This window comes from Streptomyces doebereineriae (genome assembly GCF_031845645.1).
Lineage (GTDB): Bacteria > Actinomycetota > Actinomycetes > Streptomycetales > Streptomycetaceae > Streptomyces > Streptomyces canus.
In genome coordinates, this window is the sequence record NZ_JAVREZ010000004.1 from 548,529 (window position 1) to 570,706 (window position 22,178).

The window sequence follows — 22,178 nt, forward strand, 5'->3', positions numbered from 1 at the left end:
CTCCCCTCTCGTCTCGGTGGATCAGTGGAACTGCGGCACGATCAGATAAATGCCGTACGCCACCACCGCCGCGCAGGCGAGGAAGCACAGGCCGGCCTGGGCGATGCCGAGTGTGGAGGTGCCACCACCGCCATCCTCCCTCGCCCCCTCGAAGCGGGCGAGGCCCAGGACACCGAGGGCGAAGACGACGACCACGGCGACGGTGACGCCGACGCTCACCGCGGTGACCTGGCCGAGTGCGGTCCAGTCGATGCTCATGACAGGAACTCCTGGGGGTTCAGGCGGCCGTACCGACGCGCGCCGGCGGCTCGGTGCGGAGGGTGACCTCGTGGGCGTCGTTGACGTTGTGCGCGCCGACCGGGTTGCGGCGCGAGAGCAGCACAATGCCCGCGGCGACGGCGGCACCGACCAGCGCGACGACGACCGTGCCGAAGTTCCCGCCGTGCTTCACGGCGCTCGCGGAGACGCCGCCGACCAGCGCGGCCGCCGGCAGGGTGATCAGCCAGGCCGCGACCATGCGCCCGGCGATGCCCCAGCGGACCTCCGCCAGCTTCCGGCCGAGGCCCGCGCCGAGGATGCTGCCCGAGGCGACCTGGGTGGTCGAAAGGGCGAAACCGAGGTGCGCGGAGGTCAGGATGACCGTCGTGGACGCGCTCTCCGCGGCGAAGCCCTGCGGGGACTGGATCTCGGTGAGGCCCTTGCCCATGGTGCGGATGATCCGCCAGCCGCCGAGGTAGGTGCCGAGGCCGATCGCGAGACCGGCGGAGGCGATGACCCAGACCGGCGGACCGGCGTCGTGGCCGAGCGCGCCCGCCGAGATGAGGGTCAGCGTGATGACGCCCATGGTCTTCTGGGCGTCGTTGGTGCCGTGCGCGAGGGAGACGAGGGACGCGGAGGCGATCTGGCCGAGCCGGAAACCCCTGGTCACCGAGTCCTTCCGGGCGCGAGTGGTGAGCTTGTAGGCGAGGTAGGTGGCGATGAGCGCCGCCACACCCGCCACGACCGGTGAGGCCACGGCGGGGATCAGAATCTTCTCGACCACCTTGTCGAAGTGGACGCCGTGGGAGCCCGCGCCGACCCAGACCGCTCCGACGAGTCCGCCGAAGAGCGCGTGCGAGGAGCTCGACGGCAGGCCGACCAGCCAGGTCAGCAGGTTCCACAGAATCGCTCCGACCAGCCCCGCGAAGATCATCCCCGGTGACACGAGGGCGTCGTCCACGATGCCGCCGGAGATCGTCTTGGCGACCTCGGTCGACAGGAAGGCGCCGACGACGTTCAGGACGCCGCTCACCAGGACCGCGGTCCTGGGTTTCAGTGCGCCGGTCGCGATGGACGTCGCCATCGCGTTGGCCGTGTCGTGGAATCCGTTGGTGAAGTCGAAAGCCAGGGCAGTGACGATGACGACCGCCACGAGGAACGTGATGTGGTCCATGCCTCTCATGGGAACAAGCGCTTCCATACGGCAGGCGAACGCGAGGCAAAGCGCGTTCCAGGTCCACGCGCCCAGCTCGTGAGCGTCGTGCGATGCTGGCGTGATGGTGAGCATCGAGGACCTGGTGCGGCTGCGACAGGCGCGGGACCGGATGGACCGCGAGTACATCGAGCTGCTCGACGTGACCGCGCTCGCCCGCACCGCGCTGATGTCACCGGGCCACTTCCAGCGCAGTTTCCGCGCCGAGTTCGGTGAGACGCCGTACGGCTATCTCATGACCCGGCGCATCGAGCGCGCGAAGGCGCTGCTGCGGCGCGGGGACCTGTCCGTCACCGAGGTCTGCATGGCCGTGGGGTGTACGTCCCTCGGCTCCTTCAGCTCGCGCTTCACGGAACTGGTGGGCGAGACGCCGAGCACGTACCGCGCCCGCTCCCACGAGGAGATCGCGGGGATCCCTCCCTGCGTGGTCCGCAGGCACACCCGGCCCCGACGGGCCTAACGTGAACCCATGGACATCAGACTCAAGAACTGCTTCATCGCCGTGGACGACCACGACAAGGCGATCGCGTTCTACCGGGACGTCCTGGGCATGGAGGTGCGCGGTGACGTCGGGTACGAGGGCATGCGCTGGGTGACGGTCGGCTCGCCGCTCCAGCCGGACGTGGACATCGTCCTGGAGCCGCCCGCCGCCGATCCCGACGCCTCCCCCGCGGACAAGGAGGCCATGGCCCGGTTGCTGGCCAAGGGGCTGCTGCGGGGGGTCAACTTCACGACCACCGACTGCGACGCGTTGTTCGCCCGGGTGCGGGAATCGGGAGCGGAGGTGATCCAGGAGCCCACCGACATGCCGTACGGAGTGCGGGACTGCGCTTTCCGGGATCCGGCGGGGAACATGCTGCGGTTCATGGAAGCGCCGAAGTAGGGCGCCTACGATCACGGCATGACTACCCGCTGGACGTACGCCTTCGTTGACCGGCCCGTGCCACGATTCGCCCAGGCCTGCGAGTTCTGGACCGGCGCCACCGGCACCCGGTTGTCCGACTCCCGGGGCGAGCGGCGGGAGTTCGTGACCCTGGTGCCGCCCGGCGGGGCCGACGCCTGCGTCAAGGTTCAGGCCGTCGCCTCCGGGCCCGGCGGTGCTCATCTCGACTTCTGTGTCGACGACGTACGGAAGTTCGCGAAGGGGGCGCAGGCGCTCGGCGCGCATGTGGTCGCCGATCAGGGCACGTTGGTCGTGCTCCGCTCCCCCGCCGGTCAGTTGTTCTGCGCCGATCCCTGGCGCGGGCAGTCGACCCGCCCGCCGGTGGTCCGCGGCACCCGCCTCGACCAGGTCTGCCTCGACATCCCGCCCTCCCTCTACGACGCCGAAGTCGCCTTCTGGGCCGCCCTGTTGCCCGACTGGGAGTCCCTCTCCGGCTCGCTCCCCGAATTCCATGTGCTCAAGCCGCCGGCCGGCCTCCCGGTCCGCATCCTCCTCCAGCGCCTCGACGAGGAACGCCCCGTCTCCGCCCATCTGGACCTCGCCTGCGCGGACATCGCTGAGACGCGGGCCGAACACGAGCGCCTGGGCGCCGAGTTCGTCGCCGAAGGCAGCCGCTGGACAGTGATGAGGGACCCGGCAGGCGGCACCTACTGCCTGACCGGCCGGGACCCGGAAACGGGCGGAGTGCCTAGCGGCTCCTGAAGAAGCAGAGGGTACGGCCCTGCTCGTCGGGGGAGGAGCGGGAGCACGCCGTCTGCCACCCCTCCGGGAGCGAGGGTGTCGGAGTCGCCCGCTCCCACACGTACGGCCCCGACGGCTCGTCCGAGTCCTGGAGCCAGAGCGTCAGCCCGCCCGCCGCGACCACGAGAGCCGCCCACACCGACAGGCCCCAGCGCCACAATCGACGGCGACCGCTCACTCCCACGGTTCCACGTCGACGACCGCCTCCACCGGGAGCGGCCCGTAGATGTGCGGGAACTCCTCGGCACCGGGCTCGGGGGCCTCGTACTTCAGCGGTACGGCCAGCCGCGCGGGGTCGATGACGAGGAGCACCAGTTCGTCGGGGCCGTCGTAGGACCCGTACAGGAAGGCGGCGACGGCGGGCAGTTGCTCGCGCGTCGAGCAGTGGATGAACCCCTCCTCCTGGAGGGTGCGGCCGCGCGTGGACATCTCGTACGTGCCCCGGGCGCGCGCCTCGTCCCACAGGGAGCGTTCCGTCAGGTGCAGGATGGGTGTCGTGGACATGGGGCCCACGTTAGGGCCTCAGCCGGGCCGCCCGCCCCTGCAAATAGCGCTGCTCGGGCAGGCTCAGGGTCTTGGCCGCCGCCGACTCGTACGCGGCCCGGGCCTGCTCGTGGGAACCGGCCCGCTCCAGCAGATGCCCGCGTACGGCGTCCAGTCGGTGCCCCAACTCGCCGGTGAGCGAGTCCAGTTCCGCGAGCCCCGCCTCCGGTCCGCGGACCATGGCGACGGCGACCGCCCGGTTCAGCCGCTCCACGGGGCCGGGAACGAGCCGTACGAGAACGTCGTACAGGCCGAGGATCTCCCGCCAGTCGGTCGCCTCCGGCGAGGGCGCCTCGTCGTGTACGGCGGCGATGGCCGCGCGGATCTGGTAGGGCCCGGCATGGCGGCGGGCCAGCGCCCGGGTGACCAGCGCGACGCCCTCCTCGATCGCCGCCTTGTCCCAGCGGGCGCGGTCCTGTTCGTCCAGGGGGACCAGGTCGCCGTCCGGGCCGGTGCGGGCCTCGCGACGGGCGTCGGTGAGGAGCATCAGGGCGAGCAGGCCCGTGATCTCGCAGTCGTCGGGCAGGAGACGGTGGACCGTGCGGGTCAGACGGATCGCCTCGCCGGCGAGGTCGCGCCGCTGGAGGGCCGGGCCCGAGGTCGCCGTATGCCCCTCGTTGAAGATCAGGTAGAGGGTCTGCAGGACGGCGGGCAGCCGCTCCTCCCAGTTCTCCGGCCGGCCGAAACCGAGACCCCGGACCTTCTGCTTGGCCCGGCTGATGCGCTGGGCCATGGTCGCCTCGGGGACGAGATACGCCCGGGCGATCTCCGCCGTGGTCAGACCGCCGACCGCGCGCAGGGTGAGCGCGACCTGCGCGGACGCGGTGAGCTGCGGATGGCAGCACAGGAACAGCAGGGACAGGGTGTCGTCCTCGCGTGGCGCACGGTCGGCGACGGCCGTGTCCCGCACGCTCAGCGCCGCCACCCGCTCCTCCCGCGCCCGCCGCGCCTCCTCCGCGCGCAGCGCGTCGGTCAGCCGCCGCGAGGCCACCTTGATGAGCCACCCGCGCGGATTGTCGGGCACCCCTGCCGACGGCCACTGCCCGGCCGCCGCGAGCAGTGCCTCCTGTACGGCGTCCTCGGCGGCGTCGAAATGGCCGTACCGCCTGACCAGCGCGCCGAGGACCTGCGGCGCGTGCAGGCGCAGCAGGTCCTCGGTCCCGGTGGCTCCTCGCACGGTCCTCAGATGTCCCCGGCGCCGTCCAGGATGGGCCGGATCACCACCGGGTATTCGGGGGCGCCGGCAGGCTGGGGACACTGGGCGATGCGCTCGGCGATCTCCGTGACGCGCTCCAGGCTCTCGCACTCCAGCACCCAGTAGCCGCACAGCAGCTCCTTGGTCTCGCTGTAGGGCCCGTCGGTGATCACGGCCTTGCCGTCCGCGTCCCGGCTGACGTGCCGTACCTTCGCGGGCTCGGCGAGTCCCTGGCCGTCGAGCATCTCGCCGGTCTCGGACAGGTCGTCGTTGATGGCGCTCATGAAGGCGTACATCGTCTGGATCTCCTGCTCGCTCCAGGCCGGGGACTGCTCGGAGCCCTTGCCGCGCATGGCCTCGTAGTCGGCCTGCGTTCCCTGCACCATGACCAGGTACTTCATGATTCCGCTCCTTCGGCTTCGGCCGCCCCGTGCGGGCGGCTCTCACGGGGGACGTCGGAGCCGGGGACGGATTCTCGACACGGATTCAGGAACTTTTTCCGGCGGGGGCGTCACCGGGGCCCTTGCCGGGCGCGGTGACCTTGTCGGGCGCGGTGACCTTGTCGGCGCTCGCCTCGCACTCGGGGTTGTGGCACGGGCCGCCCACCCACACGGGGACCCACGCACCCAGCGTCTTGTGACGCCGTACAACTGTCTGGACCGGCTGCCCGCAGACGGGACAGACGTGTTCGTCGCTGTCCATGCCTTCAGGGTAGAGCGAGGGGGCCGCGGGCGCTTCCCGCCGTCGACGCCCGGCTTGTCGGGGCTTTCGCAGTCAGCCCTTCCTGCTGTACGTCCGCGCCAGGACGCCGTTGTCGGACAGGCGGACCTCGTCGAGCGCGAACCCGCAGACGGCGAAGTCGGCGGCGAACATCGGCATGCCGCTGCCGAGCACGACCGGGTGGGTCTTGATGACGAGTTCGTCGATCTCGTCGCGCAGTTCGCCGGCGAGCTGAAGCTGCGGCCACCACCGCGCGGGCGCGGCCGGCCCCCACTCGGCCGCAGCCGCCGGACGACCCGCCTCGGCGCTACCGCGCAGCGCGCGGCTCGCGCCACATGGGCCACATCTGTGGTCCGTCCGGCAGGTCGAGCGGCCGCTCCACCAGCTCAAAGCCGAGCCGCTCGTACAGCGCCCGACTCCGCGCGCTGCTCGCCTCCAAGTAGGCGGGCAGCGTCTCCCGGTCGCACCGTTCCAGAACCGCCCCGATGAGCGCGGTCCCGAGGCCCTCCCCCTGCCGCTCCGGAGCCACCCCGATCATCCACAGATACTCGTGCGCCCGTCCCGACGGATGCACATCCGCGGTGAGCCGGCCGATCAACTCGATCCGCTCGTTGTCCGGATCGAGAGCCTCCCTCAACTGGGCGAACCCGTCCTCGTCGTCATGCCCGTCAGCGTTCTCCGCCGACACCGGCAGCCACAACGCGCATGCCGCCCCGTCCTCCGCGACATCGACCCGCCCCTCGGCGAGCACGATGTCGACGAACGCGGTCATCAACCGGGGATGGATCGTCCGGCGCTCCTCCTCCCCCGGAAAGATCCACCCACTGACCGGATCGTCCTGGAAGGCCGAGTCCAGCAGCCGCGCGACCAACTCGCGGTCGTCTGCGCCGGCCGTCCGTATCGCCACGCCCATGCCCCACCCCTTTGTCTCAACCACCCTTGACCACAAGGATGTTGAGACTATCCGGTGAGCGCGGAAACGGGCCCCGCACACCGTGGGGATGTGCGGGACCCGTCGGCCGGAGCCCCCGGAGGGCCGCGCGGGGTCAGGAACCGCGCGGTACCGGGCGCTCCGGGGTTCTCAGGCGCTGCGCCGCGTCACGAACTCCGCGAGGGACAGCAGCCCGCCCGCCGCTTCCGGATCGGGCACGGCACGGGCCAGTTGCCCCATCGCCCGGGCCATCCGGTCGGCGGCCTGCACCTGCGCCCAGTCGCGTCCGCCGGCCTCCTCGACGGCGAGGGCCGTTCGCACCAGATCCCCCTCGTCGTACGGCGCCGCGTACAGCGCGGCCAGTTCCGAAGCCGCCGCCGTGCCGGAGGTGAGCGCGGCGACCACCGGGAGGGACTTCTTACGGGCGGCGAGGTCCGCGCCGGCCGGCTTGCCGGTGCGGCTGGGGTCGCCCCATATGCCGATCACGTCGTCGATGAGCTGGAAGGCGAGCCCGGCCTCCCGGCCGAACGCGTCCATCGCCCCGACCTCCTCCCCGGACGCTCCCGCGTACAGCGCCCCGAGGGCGCAGGCACACCCGAGCAGAGCCCCCGTCTTGGCCTCGGCCATGACCAGCACCTGGTCGAGGGTGACCTCGCCGGGGTCGAGCGCCTCCATGGCGGTGTCCTCGTGCTGGCCCTCGCACAGCTCGACGACACAGTCCGCGAGCCGGGCCGCGGCCGCTCCCGCCGCGGGGTGCGGGTCCTCGGCCAGCAGCCGGAGCGCCAGCGCCTGTAGGGCGTCCCCGGCGAGGATCGCGTCGGGGACGCCGAACACCGTCCACGCGGTGGGCCGGTGCCTGCGGGTGGTGTCGCGGTCCATCACGTCGTCGTGCAGCAACGTGAAGTTGTGCACCAACTCCACCGCCACGGCCGCCCGGACGGCCGCCGCCCTCGCCCGGTCACCTCCGAGGGCGGTGGCCGCGGTGAGGACGAGCGCGGGCCGTATCGCCTTGCCCGCGTTGCCCGCCGCCGGGGTGCCGTCGGCGTGCTCCCAGCCGAAGTGGTAGAGCGCGACCCTGCGCAGGGAACCGGGCAGCGACTCCAGGGCGGAGCGCAACTCGGGATCGACCGACGCCCGGACCCGCTCAAGGATCACCCCCGCCTCATGGCCGTCGAGCGGAGCTGTCTCGGGGCGGGGGGCAGGGTCGTGGAGCGGAGGCGTGTCGGGGCGCGGGTCAGGGCCGTGAAGCGTAGACACCTCGAGCCGCACCTCGGACCCGTCAAGCGAAGACATCTCGGACCGCGGGTCGGGCCCGTGGAGCAGAGGCGTCTCGGCCCGTGCCTCGGAGCCGGGAAGCGGACGCGCCTCGGATCCGTGAAGCGAAGGCAACTCGGGCCACACCTCGGACCCGTCAAGCGGACGCGCCTCGGCCTCCTGGCGTGAACGTGTCTCGAGACCCCCCACTGGGCCCGTCTCGCCTGACTGTGCCCGCTCCCCCGTCCTACCGGTGGCCGGCACTTCCGTCTGCCCGGCCGCCGGCACCCGCACCTCCGCCCTTTCTGTCGCACGCTCCTGCGTCCCCGTCGTGAACTCGGCCATGGAACCCCCCTCGGTCAGGCCGCGGACGGTGGCGCTTCCGCTGTGGGTGGGCGCGTTCCACCGAGGTGTCTCCACCCCGGCGTTCGACCGGGGTGTACCCGCCCCGGTGGGCGCGGACACGCCTCCCAGGTGCAGAAACGTCACCTCCAGCGGCCGATCTCGACGTTCTCCAGGACTCCGAGCGCGTCCGGCACCAGCACGGCCGCCGAGTAGTAGGCCGTCACGAGGTACTTGATGATCGACTGCTCGTTGATGCCCATGAACCGCACTGACAGACTCGGCTCGATCTCGTCCGGGATACCGGCCTGCTGGAGGCCGATGACCCCCTGGTCGGCCTCACCGGTACGCATGGCGATGATCGACGTGGTCCGCTCCGAGGTGACCGGGATCTTGTTGCACGGATAGATCGGCACCCCGCGCCAGGTGGGGATGCGGTTGCCCCCCATGTCGATGGTCTCGGGGACCAGTCCGCGCTTGTTGAGCTCACGGCCGATCGCGGAGATCGCGCGCGGGTGGGCGAGCAGCAGCTTGGTGCCCCGGCGGCGGCTGAGCAGCTCGTCGAGGTCGTCGGGGCTGGGCACGCCGTCGTGCGGCTGGAGCCGCTGGTCGTACTCGCAGTTGTTCAGCAGGCCGAACTCGCGGTTGTTGACGAGTTCGTGCTCCTGGCGCTCCTTGAGTGCCTCGACGGTCAGCCGGATCTGCTGTTCCGTCTGGTTCATCGGCTGGTTGTACAGGTCGGCCACACGCGTGTGGATGCGCAGGACGGTCTGGGCGATGCTCAGCTCGTATTCACGGGGACTCGCGTCGTAGTCGACGAAGGTGTGCGGGATGTCGGGCTCGCCGTCATGGCCCGCCGCGAGGTCGATCTCCTTCTCGCCGTACTTGTTGGTGCGCTGCGAGGGGATCGCGCGCTGTTCCCGGAGGTGCTCGCGCAGGGCGTCGGCACGCTCCGCCACTTGCTCGACGTCCTGGCGGGGCAGCACGAGGACCGTGCAGGCGGTGGCCGCGCGGGCGGTGTACTCCCAGATGGCGTCCGGGTCGAGAAGCGCCTGGTCGCCGAAGTAGGCGCCGTCGGCGAGGACTCCGAGGACCGCGTCGTCGCCGTAGGGGCCGGTGCCGACCTTCTCCACCCTGCCGTGCGCCAGCAGGTACACCTCGTCGGTCTGGGCGCCGAACGAGGCGATCACCGAGCCCGGGGTGAACTCCCGCTGCTGGCAGCGTCGGGCGAGCTCGGAGAGCACGTCGTCGTCCTCGTACGACCTCAGCGCCGGCAGCTCGCGCAGCTCGGCGGGGATCACCTCGACCCGGTCTCCGGTCTTCACGAACGTCACCCGGCCGTCGCCCACGGCGTAGCTCAGTCGTCGGTTCACCCGGTACGTGCCGCCCTGGACGTTCACCCAGGGCAGCATGCGCAGCAGCCAGCGGGAGCTGATCTCCTGCATCTGTGGAGCGGACTTGGTGGTGGTGGCCAGGTTCCGCGCGGCCGCCGTGCCGAGGCTCTGCTGCGGCCTGTCCTGCTCGGTGCGGACCTCTTCGCCTACCGACATAAGGAATTGCCCTCCCGGTACATGCCCGGACGCGATCTGCTCCCGGGCATCGTGTGCACGGACAAGCCTTCCTTACGGAACGTGGCAGTGCTATTACACGAAAGAGCGGGAATGGATCATCGCGAGGCTGGGCATATGCGCGCTTCATGTCCACTGACGGCGGGTCAAGTCCCCTTCCCGGAACGGAATTTACCTGTCCGAATCAGCTCGCACGCTGTACGAACCAGGAGTCGGAGTCCGCCGTTTTCGGTACAAGCACCGGTACGAGCCGGCCGCGGTCGGCGGCCGGTGCGCAGTGCGAAGGAGGGGGCCATGGCCTCACCCATGTCCGCGGGCAGATTCCTGGCCGTCCTGCGGGCGGAGGGCGCCACCGTCGTCGAGGTCGGCGACTGGGAGCACCACAACCGCAACCACGTCGGCGCCTGGGGTCCGGTGCACGGCGTGATGATCCATCACACGGTGACGAAGGGCAGTGCGGCGACGGTGGAGCTGTGCCGCAAGGGCTACACGGGCCTGCCCGGCCCGCTCTGCCACGGTGTCATCACCAAGGACGGCAAAGTCCATCTCGTCGGCTACGGCCGCGCCAACCACGCCGGTCTGGGCGATGACGACGTCCTGCGCGCGGTGATCGCGGAGAAGGCGCTCCCCCTCGACAACGAAGCCAACACCGACGGCAACCGCCACTTCTACGGCTTCGAGTGCGAGAACCTCGGCGACGGCGAGGACCCCTGGCCGGCGGCCCAGCTCACGGCGATCGAGCGGGTTTCCGCCGCGGTGTGCCGCCACCACGGCTGGACGGAACGGTCGGTCATCGGCCACCTGGAGTGGCAGCCCGGGAAGGTGGACCCGCGGGGCTTCACGATGGCCTCGATGCGGGCGCGCATCCGGGATCGCCTCAAGTGACAATGGAGCGGTGTCCAGCCCCGGCGTCCCCGACCTCACCACCCTGCGTCCCCGGCTCCCGTCGCCGCTGCAGGAGGTCGAGGACGAGCGCTTCACCCGCCGGGGCGTCCGGCTCCTCCTCAAGCGGGACGACCTGATCCACCCGGACCTCGTCGGCAACAAGTGGCGCAAGCTCGCGCCGAACCTCACGGCCGCGGCCGGCCGCCCGATCCTCACCTTCGGCGGCGCGTACTCCAACCACCTGCGCGCCACGGCGGCCGCCGGCCGCCTCCTCGGCCTGCCCACGATCGGCCTGGTCCGCGGTGAGGAACTTTCCGACCGCCCCCTGAACCCCTCCCTGGCCCGCTGCTCGGCGGACGGTATGCGTCTGCACTTCGTCGACAGGTCGACGTACCGCCGCAAGACCGATCCAAAGACGCTGGCGGCGCTGCTGCGGGCGGCGGGAGCGACGGACGCGTACGTGGTCCCTGAGGGCGGCAGCAACGCCCTCGCCGTACGGGGGTGCCGCGCGCTCGGCGAGGAGCTGTCGGGGCGGGCCGACGTCGTCGCGATCGCCTGCGGCACCGGCGGCACCCTCGCGGGCCTGGCCGCGGGCCTCTCCCCGGACCAGCGCGCCCTGGGCGTACCGGTCCTCAGAGGCGGCTTCCTGACGGCCGACATAAGGGCCCTCCAGCACCAGGCCTTCGGCGGTCCGCGCGGCGACTGGCAGCTCGACGACCGCTTCCACTTCGGCCGCTACGCCCGCACCACTCCCGAACTCGAGGCCTTCGCCGAGGACTTCGAGGAACGGCACGGCGTGCTCGTCGAGCGTCTTTATGTCGCCAAGTTGCTGTACGGACTTGTCACCCTGGCCGACGAAGGCGCCTTCCCGCGCGGCGCGACGGTCGTGGCGGTCGTCACGGGGACTTCCCAGGAGGCCTGACGCAGGGCCGACCAGCAGCTGGTGGGCGGTGACGCCCACGGCCGGTCATGACCGACCCGCCTACGCCGGCCCGCCGACTCCGCCGCCTTCGAGGCCGTGGACGACGTCCTCACCGGGTGGCCATAAACCGCCGCCTCACTCCGCCTCCCGATACGCCGCCGCCTCCTCCAGATCCAGCCTGCGCAGCAGTGTCCGCAGCATCTCGTCGTCGATGTAGCGCAGGTCCCGCAGCCTCACGAACACCGCGCGCTCGGCGCCGATCATCTCCCCGGACAGCCGGCGGTAGGTGTCGTCGACGGTCTCGCCGGTGAGGGGGTTGGACTGGCCGAGGCGTTCCCAGACGGCGTTGCGGCGGCGGTCCAGGACCATGCGCAGGCGGTCGGCGAGGGGCGGCGGGAGGGCGTTGCGCTCGTCGGAGAGGAGTTCGTCCAGGCGGCGTTCGGCGGCCCTGGAGGCCTGCGCCTGGGCGTTGGCCTCGGCCAGGGTCTCGGCCTGCTGGTCGCGGCCGGGGAGCTTGAGCACGCGGATCAGCGGGGGCAGGGTGACGCCCTGGACGACGAGGGTGCCGATGACCGTGGTGAAGGTGAGGAAGAGGATCAGGTTGCGGCCCGCGAACGGTTCTCCGTCGTGCAGGTGCTCCGGGATCGAGAAGGCGATCGCCAGCGAGACCACGCCCCGCATCCCGGCCCAGGCGATGACGAACGGCCCCTTCCAGGTGGGGTTGTCCTCCCGCGCGCGGATCCGCGCCGAGAGCATGCGCGGCAGGAAGGTCGCCGGATAGACCCAGACGAACCTCGACACGACGACCACGAGGAAGACGGCGACCGCGTACCAGGCGGCGCGGCCGCCCTCGTACTGCCCGAGGCCCTTCAGTACGACGGGCAGCTGCAGGCCGATGAGGGCGAACACCGACGATTCCAGGACGAAGGCAACCATTTTCCAGACGGCGTCCTCCTGGAGGCGCGTCGCGAAGTCGACCTCCCACGCGCGGTGTCCGAGGAAGAGCGCCACCACGACCACCGCGAGCACCCCGGACGCGTGGAACTGCTCGGCCGCCGCGTAGGCGACGAACGGGATCAGCAGGGAGAGCGTGTTCTGCAGCAGCGGCTCCTTGAGGTGCGTGCGCAGCCAGTGGATCGGCACCATCAGCACCAGGCCGACCGCGACGCCGCCGACCGCCGCGAGCAGGAACTCGCCGATGCCGCCCGCCCAGGTGGCACCCTCGCCCACCGCGGCCGCGAGCGCGACCCGGTAGGCGGTGATCGCGGTGGCGTCGTTCACCAGCGACTCACCCTGGAGGATGGTCGTGATCCGGGACGGCAGCCCCACACGGCGTGCCACCGCCGTCGCCGCGACCGCGTCCGGCGGCGCCACCACGGCCCCCAGCACGAGCGCACCGGTCAGCGACAGCCCCGGCACGATCTGGTACGCCGCCCAGCCGACGACAAGGGTCGCGAAGAGCACGTATCCCACCGACAGCAGCGCCACGGGCCGCATTTGTGCCCTGAGATCGAGATAGGAGCTGTCGGTGGCCGCGGAGTGCAGCAGCGGCGGCAGGATGATGGGCAGGACCACGTCCGGGTCGAGCGTGTACTCCGGCACCCCTGGGAGGTACGAGATCACCAGGCCGGCCGCGACCAGCAGCAGTGGCGCCGGAATCGGGGTACGCCGGGCGGCCGCGGCGACCGCCGCACTCCCCGCCACCAGCAACAGCAGTGGCATCACGTCCATGACCCTCGCCCGCCCTCGCTCATCGTCGTGCGCCCGCCCCTCGGTTTTTGTGCGCGTCCGCCCGCGCGGCCGTCGTAACCTGGCAATCATGAAACAGTGCACGCACGCCGACGCGCTGCCGCACCCGGAGCCCGAGCCGCTGGCCGACACGTGTCCGGAGTGCCTGAGGGACGGTACCCACCCGGTACAACTGCGCCTGTGCCTGTCCTGCGGTCACGTCGGCTGCTGCGACTCCTCGCCGGGACAACACGCGACGAAGCACCACAAGGACTCCGACCACCCGATCATGCGGACCCACGAACCGGGTGAGAACTGGCGTTGGTGCTTCGTGGACCATGTCCTTGTGTGACCCTGGACCGTCGGGTTCCAGGACGGTTCGACCGTCTGACGTCTGGGTACGTCAACCCGGCGCGCGTTCTTCCCAATTGGAGCCGCAAACCCCTAGACACGGAGCGTGTTCACAGTTTTACTGTGAGTGACGGCAAGGGGTTGGGGTCCCGGGGACAGGAAAGTCGAGAGCGCGGTAGCGTCACCGCTGAACCACACTTCGCGTTACTCCGGGGGGCGACCCTCGGCCCCCGTAAAGCTTGTACCACCTTGGAGGTGAGGGTGTCCCAGATCGCAGGCGAGCCCGCGACCCAGGACTTCGTGGAAGTCCGGCTGCCGGCCGCGGGTGCCTACCTGTCGGTGCTGCGGACGGCCACGGCCGGCCTCGCAGCCCGTTTGGACTTCACCCTCGACGAGATCGAGGACCTGCGCATCGCGGTGGACGAGGCCTGCGCGATCCTGCTCCAGCAGGCCGTGCCGGGCTCGGTGCTCAGCTGTGTCTTCCGCCTCGTCGACGACTCGCTGGAGGTCACCGTCTCGGCCCCGACCACGGACGGTCACGCACCCTCGCGGGACACCTTCGCCTGGACCGTCCTCTCGGCCCTCGCGGGCAAGGTCTCGTCGGCCGTGGACGAGGACAAGACCGTTTCGATCAGCCTCTACAAACAGCGCGGCGCGGGACCCGGGCCGGCGTGAGGAACGGGGACGGGCCGGTGCGGGACGAAGAGCGCGGCACACGGGAGCTGCCGGCCGAGGGCGGACACCGCCTTCCTTGCCCGAGCGGCGCCGACAGCCTGGGCGACGGCCCCGGCGGTTCCCGACGCATGGCGGACGGCATCGACGGCATCCCCGAGCAGGCCCGGCCGCATCCGGAGGAGGGCGCCGTCGACACCACGGCGACCGGCCTCCTGGACGACGGGCAGCGGGATCGGCAAGGTGCCGTGCAGGGTGCGCCTCCGGCAGGGCGGGCCGGGGTCTTCCCGGTGGCGACGGAGGCGAGGGCTCGTGGAAGGGCGACGGGCGGGACGATGAGCGAGCACGAGCGAAACGCAGAGGACGGCGTGGCGGGCGCGAACAACACGCCGGTCCCGCGGCACGACCCCCATGACCGCAGCGGGGCACGCGCCCTGTTCGTCGAGCTGCGCGCGCTGAAGGACGGCAGCCCGGAGTACGCGGAGCTGCGCAACAAGCTGGTCCGCATGCACCTGCCGCTCGTCGAGCACCTCGCGCGCCGCTTCCGCAACCGCGGCGAGCCGCTGGACGACCTCACCCAGGTCGCCACCATCGGCCTGATCAAGTCGGTCGACCGTTTCGACCCGGACCGCGGGGTGGAGTTCTCGACCTACGCGACTCCCACGGTCGTGGGCGAGATCAAGCGCCACTTCCGTGACAAGGGCTGGGCGGTGCGGGTGCCGCGGCGCCTGCAGGAACTGCGCCTGGCTCTCACCACGGCCACGGCGGAACTCTCCCAACAGCACGGCCGCTCTCCCACGGTCCATGAGCTGGCCGAGAAGCTGGCCATCTCGGAGGAAGAGGTCCTGGAGGGCCTGGAGTCCGCCAACGCGTACTCCACCCTGTCCCTGGACGTCCCCGACACGGACGACGAGTCCCCGGCGGTGGCGGACACCCTCGGCGCGGAGGACGAGGCGCTGGAGGGCGTCGAGTACCGGGAGTCGCTCAAGCCTCTGCTCGAGGACCTCCCCCCGCGCGAGAAGCGAATCCTCCTCCTCCGCTTCTTCGGCAACATGACCCAGTCGCAGATCGCCCAGGAGGTCGGCATCTCTCAGATGCACGTCTCCCGTCTGCTGGCCCGCACCCTGGCCCAGCTCCGGGAGAAGCTGCTGGTGGAGGAGTAGGCCCAGGGGCCTCCCCAAGCGGCGGTCCGTCACGGGTCCAGGCTTCGGAGGGACGGGTTCAGGGCCGACGACATCCACTCGGCCCGACGCCACCGCTCGCCACCGGGCGCCGACCTCGGCCCGGTGAGCAGCCCGGAGGCCGCCAACCGAGACCGCCCTACGACCCCACCGCCGCTCTGGGGCCACGGTTCGACGGCTCGACGCCAGCCCCCCTCAGCCGCCACCGCCGCCCCCGGCCGACACCGCACACCGGACCAACAGCTGCGGCGCCCACCGGCACCGCACTCGCCCGTCGTGCGCCACCGCCGCCCCCGGCCGACAGCCGCGCACCAGAGCAACAACCCGGACCGACAACTGCGGGCCCCCCGGCACCGCGCTCGCCGTCGGCACCCAGGTTCCACGACGATCGCCCGCCACCTCGGCCACGGGTCGATCCGAGGCCCACACTCAGGAGCCGCTGCAACGACTCGGCCCGACCAGGCAACCGCCGTGAGCCCTACGGCCGCTGCGCGCCACCTCAGCCCGCGGCGCTGTCGGCACTGTCGGCACTCGGAGCCGACAGCCGTGGCTCGCCCACTGGGCGGCGCACCCCGCCCACACCCCTACCGCTACTGCTTGCCGTCTTGTGCCCGTCCCGGGCCCCTGATGCCCAGGGCCTGGGTCGTCGCCGGGTTGATGAGGAGGATCAGCGCGGCCACCGCGACGACCGCGAGGGCGATGCCCGCCGGGATCGCCACGCTGTCGGCCTGGAGGAGGTTGTAGGCGACGGGCAGGGCCATGATCTGGGTGATGACGGCCGGCCCCCGGCTCCAACTGCGCCGAGCCAGCAGTCCGCGCGCGGCGAGGAGCGGCAGCAGTGCGAGGACGATCAGCGTGACGCCCCCGGTGACGGCCGACTGCCTGTCGTCCGGGTCACCGGCGAGGCCCTCCACGAGCATCCAGACGCCTCCCGCGACGAGCGCAAGCCCTTCCAGCGCGGCCAGGGCGGCGGCGTACGTCAGGCGCCGCGGGCGCGGACCGGCGGTCTCGGGGGTGGCGGGGGTCTGCTCGCTGCTCACCCCTGAAGAGTAGCCCTCGCCCCCGAAGCCTCTCGGGTGAGGCGCGGGCAACGCACACCGCTGCCTTCGGGTTGCCTCACGCCCCCGTGGCAAGGTTCACGCGCCGAAGTCTTACGTGATCCCTACCTCGGCCTGTGCCCGGTACCACCCAGTAGGTACGCTGCAACCCATGCGTGCACTTCTCGTGGTCAATCCGGCGGCAACCACCACAAGCGCACGTACGCGCGATGTCCTGATCCACGCGCTCGCGAGCGAGATGAAACTGGAAGCGGTCACCACCGAGTACCGCGGCCACGCGCGCGACCTGGGCCGGCAGGCGGCGGAGAGCAAGGACATCGACCTGGTCGTGGCCCTGGGCGGCGACGGCACGGTCAATGAGGTCGTCAACGGCCTCCTCCACGCCGGCCCCGCCCCCGAGCACCTCCCCGGTCTCGCCGTGGTCCCCGGCGGCTCCACCAACGTCTTCGCCCGAGCCCTCGGTCTGCCCAACGACGCCGTCGAGGCAACCGGCGCCCTCCTGGACGCCCTGCGCGAGGGCAGCGAGCGTACGGTCGGCCTGGGTCTGGCCTCCGGTACACCGGGCACGGAGGACGAGGCCGTCCCGGGACGCTGGTTCACCTTCAACGCGGGGCTCGGATTCGACGCCGGGGTGGTCGGGCGGGTCGAGCAGCAGCGTGAGCGCGGCAGGAAATCCACGCACGCTCTCTACGTCCGCCAGGCACTGCGCCAGTTCTTCGGCGAGGCGCACCGCCGCCACGGGACGATCACTGTGGAGCGTCCGGACGCGGAGCCGGTGACCGATCTGGTCCTTTCCATAGTCTCGAACACCTCTCCGTGGACCTTCCTCGGCAATCACCCGATGTACGCGTCACCTAAGGCCTCGTTCGATAAAGGCCTCGACGTACTCGGTCTCAGCCGTATGACGACGACCGCGATCACCCGATATGGCACCCAGTTGCTCACTTCGTCCCCCGAACGCGGCCCCCATGGCAAGCACGCCGTGTCCTTGCACGACCTGGACCAGTTCACCTTGCATTCGAAGGTGCCCCTGCCCCTCCAGATGGACGGCGACCACCTCGGACTGCGTACGAGCGTGACGTTCACAGGCGTACGCCGTGCACTGCGTGTGATTGTGTGAGCAGAAGGGGCTAAAGTCCTTTCACTCGAACGTTTAGACCAGGGTCCACCCCATGGAAGTACGGCTGTGACCTAGTCGACACCGAGGAATCAAAAAAAACTTTCCGGAAGGGGTTGTATCCGCCGCTGAGGTTTGCGAGTCTCTACGTGGCGGTCGGGACAGCCCGCAACACCAGCGTCCACAGACCACCGGAACCCCTCTTCAATCCACAGGACCACGCCGGGGAAGACTCGGCGGACGGCCCTTCACTTGTTGAGGGATTCGTGAAAGCGTTCACATTCACAAGCAACCCGCACGTAATACCAAGGAGAGGTAGCAGCCATGGACTGGCGTCACAACGCCGTTTGCCGCGAGGAAGACCCCGAGCTCTTCTTCCCCATCGGCAACACCGGTCCTGCGCTGCTGCAGATCGAGGAAGCCAAGGCCGTCTGCCGTCGCTGCCCCGTTATGGATCAGTGTCTGCAGTGGGCGCTCGAGTCCGGTCAGGACTCCGGCGTCTGGGGTGGTCTCAGCGAGGACGAGCGTCGCGCCATGAAGCGCCGTGCCGCCCGCAACCGGGCCCGTCAGGCTTCTGCCTGACATACCCACCCCGCAAAACAGCCTGAGCTTGGCGGCGCGTACACCGCGTACGCTTCTCCCGCCCCCGAGCCGCAGCGCGCAGTACCCCCGATGCGCAGCAAACGCTGGCAACGAGCATTTGAGCCCCGGACCCCTGAACGGTCCGGGGCTTTTTGCTGTGCCGGTGCCCCGGCCAGTGCGCGGATCTACTTGTGCGCCAGCACCGGTACGTCCAGGATCACCCGGGTGCCGCCCTCCGGAGCCGGGACCATGTCGAACGTACCGCCCAACTCGCCCTCCACCAGCGTCCGTACGATCTGCAGGCCCAGGTTGCCCCCGGTGTGCGGGTCGAAGCCCTCGGGCAGACCGACGCCGTCGTCCTGGACGGTCACGAGGAGGCGGGCCTCCTTGGTGGTACCGCCGCGGACGGCCGAGACCTCGACCGTGCCGGTCTCGCCCTCGCGGAACCCGTGCTCCAGGGCGTTCTGGAGGATTTCCGTCAGGACCATCGACAGGGGGGTGGCGACCTCGGCGTCCAGGATGCCGAAGCGTCCGCTGCGCCGGCCGGTGACCTTGCCCGGGGAGATCTCGGCGACCATCGCGAGCACCCGGTCGGCGATCTCGTCGAACTCCACGCGTTCGTCCAGGTTCTGAGACAGCGTCTCATGCACGATCGCGATGGAGCCGACCCGCCGTACCGCCTCTTCGAGGGCCTCCCGGCCGCGGTCGGACTCGATGCGCCGGGCCTGGAGGCGGAGCAGGGCCGCTACCGTCTGGAGATTGTTCTTCACCCGGTGGTGGATCTCCCGGATGGTCGCGTCCTTGGTGATCAACTCTCGCTCGCGTCGGCGCAGTTCGGTCACGTCCCGTAGCAGGACCAGCGAACCGATGCGGGTGCCCTTGGGCTTGAGCGGGATCGCCCTGAACTGGATGACCCCGTCGCCGGACTCGATCTCGAACTCGCGCGGTGCCCAGCCGCTGGCGACCTTGGAGAGCGCCTCGTCCACCGGCCCGCGGGAGGGGGCCAGTTCGGCGGTGGTCCTGCCCAGGTGCTGGCCGACGAGGTCGGAGGCGAGGCCCATGCGGTGGTAGGCGGACAGGGCGTTCGGAGAGGCGTACTGGACGATGCCGTCCGCGTCGAGGCGGATCAGGCCGTCGCCGACCCGTGGGGCCGCGTCCATGTCCATCTGCTGGTTGGGGAAGGGAAAGGAACCGGCCGCGATCATCTGTGCGAGGTCGGACGCGCTCTGGAGATAGGTGAGTTCGAGGCGGCTCGGGGTACGCACGGTGAGGAGGTTGGTGTTGCGCGCGATGACACCGAGGACGCGTCCCTCCCGTCGTACCGGAATCGACTCGACGCGGACCGGGACCTCCTCGCGCCACTCCGGGTCGCCCTCACGCACGATCCGGCCCTCGTCGAGCGCCGCGTCCAGCAGGGGGCGGCGGCCGCGCGGGACGAGGTGACCGACCATGTCGTCCTGGTAGGAGGTGGGGCCGGTGTTGGGCCGCATCTGGGCAACGGAGACATAGCGGGTGCCGTCGCGGGTGGGGACCCACAGAACGAGGTCGGCGAAGGAGAGGTCGGAGAGCAACTGCCACTCCGAGACCAGCAGATGCAGCCACTCGAGGTCGGAGTCGTCGAGGGCGGTGTGCTGGCGGACCAGTTCGTTCATGGAGGGCACAGGTGCGAGCGTACCTGGGGGTATGTGTGCGACCTAAAACACCGGGCCCTGAAAACACCCGCGGGCCGCGGCGCCTGGGAAGGACCCTCAACCTTCCCGGCACCGCAGCCCGGAGCAATATCGGCCGTGGGGTGTGCGGTCCCGGTCGGCCGAGGATGAGGACCCGGGGCAGTCAGGGCAGAGAGCTCCGGTTCCTCGGTCCGCCTTCCTGTGCGGGGAAGACGGAAGTCACGTGTTCAATTGTGGACTAGACCACTAGGTGTGTCCATGCGTTGGAGCCTGTTTGTTGTTGGAGCTTTCCCTCACGGGAGTCAACTAGTCGGACGCCCTAACAACCACCACGCAGCCTAACGCGTGTGGGTTCATGTGCGGGGCCAGATAGCCATGGCAATTTCCGCGACCGCCTCCAACTCCTCCCGGCTCGCGCCGTCGCGCGCCTGTTGGGACATGCCGTGCACAATCGCGCCGCTGTGCCGGGCGAGTGCGCGCGCGTCGGTACCGGAGGGCAGGGCGCCTGCGGCGATGTCGGCCCGAATGCGGCTCTCGAACGCGGTGATCATGGCGTTGCGCCGGTTCCGCAGGGACTCCGCGACCTCAGGAGTCGTGCAGTTGATGGCCGCGTGGGCGATGAGGCAGCCATGCGGACGGTCGGGGTCCGTGTACGCGCGGGCGGCCTCCCGCAGGGTCCGCTCGACAGCGGCACGGGCGGTGGGCTCCTCCGCCAGGGCGCGGTCGGCGAAGGCGGCGTAGCGGGAGTCATAGACACTCACCGCCTCCTCGAAGAGCGTGCGCTTGTCGCCGAAGGCCGCGTACAGGCTGGGGGCGCCGATGTCCATCACGCGGGTGAGGTCGGAGACGGACGTCGCCTCGTACCCGCGCTCCCAGAAGGCCAGGATCGCCTTCTCCAACGCGGTCTCACGGTCGAAGGAGCGGGGTCGTCCACGCGGTCTGGAGATCCGGGATGTGGAGTTGACCTGCGCCTTCGTCTCCTCGCTGCTCACCATGGAGTGAATTGTATAGCGGGTGCTAGAGAAAGGGCGGGGAGGTGTTGTACGGTTTTTCTGTAGCGACCGCTATGTAAAAGCGAAGGGGGAGTTGGCATGGGCGTGCTGACGGGCAGGACGGCGCTGGTCACGGGGGCGAGCCGGGGGATCGGGCGGGCCGTCGCCGAGCGGCTGGCGAGGGACGGGGCGCGGGTGGCCGTGCACTACGGCAGCAACGAGGCGGCGGCGAAGGAGACGGTCACCGCGATCGAGGCGGCGGGCGGCAGCGCGTTCGCGATCCGCGCGGAGCTCGGCGTGCCCGGCGACGCGCAGGTGTTGTGGGAGGCCTTCGACCGGCATGCGCAGGGACTGGACATCCTGGTGAGCAACGCGGGCATGGCGATCTTCGCGGGCATCGGCGAGACGGACGAGGAGATGTACGACCGGACGCAGGCGGTCAACGCCAAGGCGCCGTTCTTCATCGTCAAGCACGGCCTGCGACGCCTGCGTGACAACGGCCGGATCATCAACGTCACGGCTGCCACGGACGCCGCGATCGCCCCCATCGCCGCCACTCACATGGCCAAGGGAGGGGTCACCACCCTGACCCGTTCCCTCGCGGCCGAGCTGGCGCCGCGCGGCATCACGGCCAACTCCGTGGGGCCCGGATTCATCGACACCGATCTGACCAGCGCCGCGCTCTCCGACCCCGCGATACGCGCGCATGCCGAGGCCGTCTCGGTCTTCAAGCGTGTCGGCACGGCGTCCGAGGTTGCGGACGTGGTGGCGTTCCTGGCCTCACCCGACTCCCGCTGGGTCACGGGGCAGCACATCGACGCGACGGGAGGATCACTGCTGAGCCTGCACTAGGGATGGCCGACGGCGGCTCGCGCGAGGCTTCCGCGCCGGCCCCGGCCTTGTGTCGCGCCCTGCGGTGCAGCCCGGCGGGGCCCGGCGGGGCCCGGCGGACCGCAACCACGACACCGGCACCGGCACCGGCACTGGCACCGGGTCCTGGCCGCGGGCGATGGTGACCCCGTAGGCCAGGAGCTGGAGAGGGATGATCTCCAGGACGGACTGGGCCTCCTCGGTCACCTTCTCGGTCGGCAGGATGCAACCGGCCGAGGCCTGCTCGATTCCACTTCCCCTCCTCCCCCTTCCGCTCCACCGCGTGGAATGGGGCCGTCCGAGATATGGCGAGGTGATGGCGTTCGTGGACCTGGGCCGTGGATCCCGATTCTGTTAGATTGGTCTAAACCACATGGGCTGCACCGGGTTCGGTCGAGCCCTCTCGGTTCACACCGTTTCTCCAGATCAGACCGTCACTCCA

General features: G+C 70.6%; 25 protein-coding genes and 2 pseudogenes. 11 read left to right on the forward strand and 16 right to left on the reverse strand.

Features of this window, described 5'->3' with window-relative positions:
• Window positions 1–21: 21 nt before the first annotated feature.
• Complete coding sequence (locus tag RNB18_RS15405; RefSeq protein WP_057612179.1) at window positions 22–258, reverse strand: hypothetical protein; 237 nt, start codon at window positions 256–258, stop codon at window positions 22–24.
• A gap of 19 nt (window positions 259–277) precedes the next feature.
• Window positions 278–1,432 (reverse strand): inorganic phosphate transporter, encoded by a 1,155-nt coding sequence (locus tag RNB18_RS15410; protein ID WP_311714636.1) that lies wholly within the window; start codon window positions 1,430–1,432, stop codon window positions 278–280.
• Between the two features lie 103 nt (window positions 1,433–1,535).
• On the opposite strand from RNB18_RS15410, the gene RNB18_RS15415 reads away from it, so the two are divergent.
• The 3 genes from RNB18_RS15415 to RNB18_RS15425 are packed head-to-tail and all read left to right on the forward strand — an operon-like array spanning window position 1,536 to window position 3,116.
• Window positions 1,536–1,931, forward strand: coding sequence for a helix-turn-helix transcriptional regulator (locus RNB18_RS15415; protein ID WP_311714637.1), 396 nt, complete (start codon window positions 1,536–1,538; stop codon window positions 1,929–1,931).
• Between the two features lie 9 nt (window positions 1,932–1,940).
• A complete protein-coding gene (locus RNB18_RS15420) occupies window positions 1,941–2,354 on the forward strand; it encodes a VOC family protein (protein ID WP_311714638.1) in 414 nt (137 codons plus the stop codon).
• A gap of 18 nt (window positions 2,355–2,372) precedes the next feature.
• Window positions 2,373–3,116, forward strand: a complete 744-nt coding sequence (locus RNB18_RS15425) for a VOC family protein (protein WP_311714639.1) — start codon at window positions 2,373–2,375, stop codon at window positions 3,114–3,116.
• On the opposite strand, the gene RNB18_RS15430 is transcribed toward RNB18_RS15425, so the two are convergent.
• The 9 genes and pseudogenes from RNB18_RS15430 to RNB18_RS15470 form a co-directional block, all read right to left on the reverse strand.
• Window positions 3,103–3,333, reverse strand: a complete 231-nt coding sequence (locus RNB18_RS15430; RefSeq protein WP_311714640.1) for a hypothetical protein — start codon at window positions 3,331–3,333, stop codon at window positions 3,103–3,105. The genes RNB18_RS15425 and RNB18_RS15430 overlap by 14 nt on opposite strands.
• Window positions 3,330–3,659 carry a DUF952 domain-containing protein gene (locus tag RNB18_RS15435; RefSeq protein ID WP_311714641.1) on the reverse strand — a complete coding sequence of 110 codons (330 nt, stop codon included), beginning with the start codon at window positions 3,657–3,659 and terminating at the stop codon, window positions 3,330–3,332. The genes RNB18_RS15430 and RNB18_RS15435 overlap by 4 nt, the downstream gene beginning before the upstream one ends.
• A gap of 10 nt (window positions 3,660–3,669) precedes the next feature.
• Window positions 3,670–4,875 carry an RNA polymerase sigma factor gene (locus RNB18_RS15440; RefSeq protein WP_394817618.1) on the reverse strand — a complete coding sequence of 402 codons (1,206 nt, stop codon included), beginning with the start codon at window positions 4,873–4,875 and terminating at the stop codon, window positions 3,670–3,672.
• Between the two features lie 5 nt (window positions 4,876–4,880).
• Window positions 4,881–5,294, reverse strand: a complete 414-nt coding sequence (locus tag RNB18_RS15445) for a YciI family protein (RefSeq protein WP_311714642.1) — start codon at window positions 5,292–5,294, stop codon at window positions 4,881–4,883.
• A gap of 85 nt (window positions 5,295–5,379) precedes the next feature.
• Window positions 5,380–5,595 carry a hypothetical protein gene (locus tag RNB18_RS15450; RefSeq protein WP_311714643.1) on the reverse strand — a complete coding sequence of 72 codons (216 nt, stop codon included), beginning with the start codon at window positions 5,593–5,595 and terminating at the stop codon, window positions 5,380–5,382.
• 72 nt (window positions 5,596–5,667) lie between these two features.
• Window positions 5,668–5,847: pseudogene (locus tag RNB18_RS15455) on the reverse strand (dihydrofolate reductase family protein); the annotation flags it as partial.
• Between the two features lie 73 nt (window positions 5,848–5,920).
• Entirely contained in the window at window positions 5,921–6,526 is a 606-nt protein-coding gene (locus RNB18_RS15460) for a GNAT family N-acetyltransferase (RefSeq protein WP_311714644.1), read from the reverse strand.
• Window positions 6,527–6,694: 168 nt separating this feature from the next.
• A complete protein-coding gene (locus RNB18_RS15465; protein WP_394817619.1) occupies window positions 6,695–7,837 on the reverse strand; it encodes a family 2 encapsulin nanocompartment cargo protein polyprenyl transferase in 1,143 nt (380 codons plus the stop codon).
• 446 nt (window positions 7,838–8,283) lie between these two features.
• On the reverse strand, window positions 8,284–9,690 hold the full coding sequence (locus tag RNB18_RS15470; protein ID WP_311714646.1) for a family 2B encapsulin nanocompartment shell protein: 1,407 nt from the start codon (window positions 9,688–9,690) through the stop codon (window positions 8,284–8,286).
• Window positions 9,691–10,002: 312 nt separating this feature from the next.
• On the opposite strand from RNB18_RS15470, the gene RNB18_RS15475 reads away from it, so the two are divergent.
• Both RNB18_RS15475 and RNB18_RS15480 read left to right on the forward strand, forming a co-directional pair.
• Window positions 10,003–10,593 (forward strand): N-acetylmuramoyl-L-alanine amidase, encoded by a 591-nt coding sequence (locus tag RNB18_RS15475; RefSeq protein ID WP_063805610.1) that lies wholly within the window; start codon window positions 10,003–10,005, stop codon window positions 10,591–10,593.
• Window positions 10,594–10,603: 10 nt separating this feature from the next.
• Window positions 10,604–11,515: a 1-aminocyclopropane-1-carboxylate deaminase/D-cysteine desulfhydrase gene (locus RNB18_RS15480; protein ID WP_311714647.1), complete on the forward strand. Its 912-nt coding sequence runs from the start codon at window positions 10,604–10,606 to the stop codon at window positions 11,513–11,515.
• Window positions 11,516–11,650: 135 nt separating this feature from the next.
• On the opposite strand, the gene RNB18_RS15485 is transcribed toward RNB18_RS15480, so the two are convergent.
• Complete coding sequence (locus tag RNB18_RS15485) at window positions 11,651–13,246, reverse strand: Na+/H+ antiporter (RefSeq protein ID WP_311714648.1); 1,596 nt, start codon at window positions 13,244–13,246, stop codon at window positions 11,651–11,653.
• Window positions 13,247–13,334: 88 nt separating this feature from the next.
• Between RNB18_RS15485 and RNB18_RS15490 the strand changes: the two genes are divergently transcribed.
• From RNB18_RS15490 to RNB18_RS15500, 3 genes are all read left to right on the forward strand, one after another.
• Complete coding sequence (locus RNB18_RS15490; protein ID WP_057612189.1) at window positions 13,335–13,595, forward strand: UBP-type zinc finger domain-containing protein; 261 nt, start codon at window positions 13,335–13,337, stop codon at window positions 13,593–13,595.
• 260 nt (window positions 13,596–13,855) lie between these two features.
• The gene (locus RNB18_RS15495; RefSeq protein ID WP_004925829.1) at window positions 13,856–14,269 is read left to right on the forward strand and encodes an ATP-binding protein; all 414 of its coding nucleotides are present in this window, start codon (window positions 13,856–13,858) and stop codon (window positions 14,267–14,269) included.
• A 17-nt stretch (window positions 14,270–14,286) separates the two neighbouring features.
• On the forward strand, window positions 14,287–15,429 hold the full coding sequence (locus RNB18_RS15500) for an RNA polymerase sigma factor SigF (RefSeq protein ID WP_311714649.1): 1,143 nt from the start codon (window positions 14,287–14,289) through the stop codon (window positions 15,427–15,429).
• Between the two features lie 608 nt (window positions 15,430–16,037).
• Here the strand turns inward: RNB18_RS15500 and RNB18_RS15505 are convergent.
• Window positions 16,038–16,487, reverse strand: a complete 450-nt coding sequence (locus RNB18_RS15505; protein WP_311714650.1) for a hypothetical protein — start codon at window positions 16,485–16,487, stop codon at window positions 16,038–16,040.
• Between the two features lie 169 nt (window positions 16,488–16,656).
• Here RNB18_RS15505 and RNB18_RS15510 point away from each other — a divergent pair, with 169 nt between their 5' ends.
• Together RNB18_RS15510 and RNB18_RS15515 are read left to right on the forward strand one after the other, a co-directional pair.
• Window positions 16,657–17,625: a diacylglycerol/lipid kinase family protein gene (locus tag RNB18_RS15510; RefSeq protein WP_057612191.1), complete on the forward strand. Its 969-nt coding sequence runs from the start codon at window positions 16,657–16,659 to the stop codon at window positions 17,623–17,625.
• A gap of 321 nt (window positions 17,626–17,946) precedes the next feature.
• Window positions 17,947–18,204, forward strand: coding sequence for a WhiB family transcriptional regulator (locus RNB18_RS15515; RefSeq protein ID WP_006142322.1), 258 nt, complete (start codon window positions 17,947–17,949; stop codon window positions 18,202–18,204).
• A gap of 185 nt (window positions 18,205–18,389) precedes the next feature.
• On the opposite strand, the gene RNB18_RS15520 is transcribed toward RNB18_RS15515, so the two are convergent.
• Window positions 18,390–19,856: a sensor histidine kinase gene (locus RNB18_RS15520; protein WP_311714774.1), complete on the reverse strand. Its 1,467-nt coding sequence runs from the start codon at window positions 19,854–19,856 to the stop codon at window positions 18,390–18,392.
• Window positions 19,857–20,227: 371 nt separating this feature from the next.
• Window positions 20,228–20,869: a TetR/AcrR family transcriptional regulator gene (locus tag RNB18_RS15525; RefSeq protein ID WP_311714651.1), complete on the reverse strand. Its 642-nt coding sequence runs from the start codon at window positions 20,867–20,869 to the stop codon at window positions 20,228–20,230.
• Between the two features lie 96 nt (window positions 20,870–20,965).
• On the opposite strand from RNB18_RS15525, the gene RNB18_RS15530 reads away from it, so the two are divergent.
• Window positions 20,966–21,718 (forward strand): SDR family oxidoreductase, encoded by a 753-nt coding sequence (locus RNB18_RS15530; RefSeq protein ID WP_311714652.1) that lies wholly within the window; start codon window positions 20,966–20,968, stop codon window positions 21,716–21,718.
• A 138-nt stretch (window positions 21,719–21,856) separates the two neighbouring features.
• Here RNB18_RS15530 and RNB18_RS15535 read toward each other — a convergent pair.
• Window positions 21,857–21,985, reverse strand: a pseudogene (locus RNB18_RS15535) (SIS domain-containing protein); the annotation flags it as partial.
• Between the last annotated feature and the right edge of the window lie 193 nt (window positions 21,986–22,178).